Origin of the sequence: Nocardia cerradoensis NBRC 101014, from assembly GCF_000308535.1 — a bacterium.
GTDB lineage: Bacteria > Actinomycetota > Actinomycetes > Mycobacteriales > Mycobacteriaceae > Nocardia > Nocardia cerradoensis.
This window is the reverse complement of record NZ_BAFW01000080.1, coordinates 1-1,898: the sequence shown is the minus strand read 5'-3', so window position 1 is coordinate 1,898 and position 1,898 is coordinate 1. Positions and strand designations below refer to the sequence as shown.

Annotated in this window: 3 protein-coding genes; all 3 read right to left on the bottom strand. The window is 68.3% G+C overall.

Annotated features, from left to right (window positions below; all coding sequences use genetic code 11):
- Positions 1–783 (bottom strand): hypothetical protein (locus ON23_RS09450; RefSeq protein WP_174376473.1); only part of this gene is annotated, 783 nt, incomplete at its 3' end.
- A 109-nt stretch (positions 784–892) separates the two neighbouring features.
- Positions 893–1,072 (bottom strand): type II toxin-antitoxin system antitoxin, encoded by a 180-nt coding sequence (locus ON23_RS09445; protein ID WP_039777572.1) that lies wholly within the window; start codon positions 1,070–1,072, stop codon positions 893–895.
- On the bottom strand, positions 1,072–1,875 hold the full coding sequence (locus ON23_RS09440) for an SPFH domain-containing protein (protein ID WP_083903807.1): 804 nt from the start codon (positions 1,873–1,875) through the stop codon (positions 1,072–1,074). The genes ON23_RS09445 and ON23_RS09440 overlap by 1 nt, the downstream gene beginning before the upstream one ends.
- Positions 1,876–1,898: the final 23 nt, after the last annotated feature.

Sequence of the window (1,898 nt, the reverse complement as noted above, 5' to 3'; positions counted from 1 at the left end):
AGCGGCGGCGGCGACTACCGTCGCCTTGCCGTCGGACACCGAGGTCTGCGCGGGAATGGGCGTGGTCTTGCCCGGATCGGGCTTGGCCACCGGCGTGACGGATGCCGCGGGTGGCTCCGTCTTACCCGTGGGTGCCTTACCCGTGGGCGCCGCCTTACCGGTCGGCGCCTTACCGGTCGGCGCCTCCGCACCCGCCGGGCCCGGGAACGGCGGCAGCGCCGCGAATCGCGGATCGATGCGCGCGGTCCGGCTGACGTGGGTGATCCAACGCCGCGCGCGGGTCAGTGGATGGTCCGGGAACTGCGGATCCCAGCGCGCGTCGTCGGCGATGTTGTAGGGCAGCTTGCCCTTGACCTCGGGCGCGTACGGATGCGGCGGGAACATGTTCGCGAAGCCGACCTTCGGCACGACCGCGGCCTCGCGGACGCCGGACCGGCCGGTTTCGGGGCACATGATCTTCACGATCGCGCTGCACCCGGCCTTGGGCACGACGATTCCGGCGGTGAAGCCCAATCCGGTCGCCTGATCGGCCAGCGGGAACTTCTCCAGCCGCAGCAGGGCCGGCTGGGAGTCCACGCTGATGGCATGTGCCTCGATCAGGCAGCCGAACTCGGCCTGTAATTCGGTGAGGCGGCGGCGCAACGTGTCGATGTCGGACAGCGGGGCGGGTAAGTCCGGTACCAGATCGATATAGCTCAGCGTGATGATGTCACGGGTGGCCGGATTCCCCCACGTGGTCTGGTCAAGCTGCTGCAGTCCCCCGGTTTCGAACACGATTGGCACCCAACCAAGCTACCCATTCGTGACCTTTTCGCACTTCCTGGGGCATTTTGTGTTCAAGGCGTGACCACCTGGTAATAAATACCGGACGAAACGGGTGCCAGGTTTGTTTTCAATCGGGGGTCTCCCCGGCCCGCCGCGGGGAGCGCCCCACCTGATCGAGCGCCATCCGCAGGGCGTACTCGATCTGAGCGTTGATGCTGCGCAGGTCGTCGGCCGCCCACTTGGCTATCGCCTCGTGGACGGCCGGATCGAGCCGGACGAGCACCTTCTTGGGCTCGCGCTTGGCCATCAGGAGTAGAGCGTTCCGGTGTTGACCACAGGCTGGGCGGACCGATCGCCACACAGCACCACCAGCAGATTCGACACCATCGAGGCCCGCCGCTCCTCGTCCAGGTCGACCATTCCCTCCTCGGTGAGCCGCTGTAGCGCCATGCCCACCATGCCGACCGCACCCTCGACGATGCGGCTGCGCGCGGCCACCACCTGCGCGGCCTGCTGGCGGACCAGCATCGACTGAGCGATCTCCGGCGCATACGCCAGATGCGTGATGCGCGCTTCGAGAATCTCGATACCGGCGAGCGCGGTGCGCTCGCGCAGTTCCGCGGTCAGCTCCTCGGCGACCTCGGCGCCGTTGCGCAGGCTGGTCGGAGCCGGGTCGCCGGCCCCCGCGAGGGCGGGCGCCGCCGCCACGGCCGCGGGCACCGCATCGGGGGCGGCGTCGTAGGGATGCACGGTGGCCAGGTGCCGGACCGCGGCTTCGGACTGGGTCTGCACGTACTCCTCGTAGTCGTCGACGGCGAAGGCGGATTTGAAGCTGTCCACGACCCGGTAGACCACCACGGCCGCGATCTCCACCGGATTACCGTCGAAATCGTTGACCTTCAACTTCTGCGTCTCGAAGTTGCGGACCCGCAACGAGATTCGCCGTTTGGTGGTCAGCGGCAGGGCCCAGAAGAAGCCGGCGTCGGCGACCGAGCCGACGTAGCGGCCGAAGAACTGCAGCACCTTGGCCTCGTTCGGGCCGACCGTGGTGAGTCCGGTCAGCAGGATCACCGCGACCGCGAGGATCAGGTAGCCCGCGACAGCTCCGATCGCCGCCCCGGCACCCCGCCCGA

What these genes read in the sequence shown, in the direction of transcription:
- ON23_RS09445 (WP_039777572.1), bottom strand. Translation starts at nt 1,072, where the DNA reads ATGGCCAAGCGCGAGCCCAAGAAGGTGCTCGTCCGGCTCGATCCGGCC.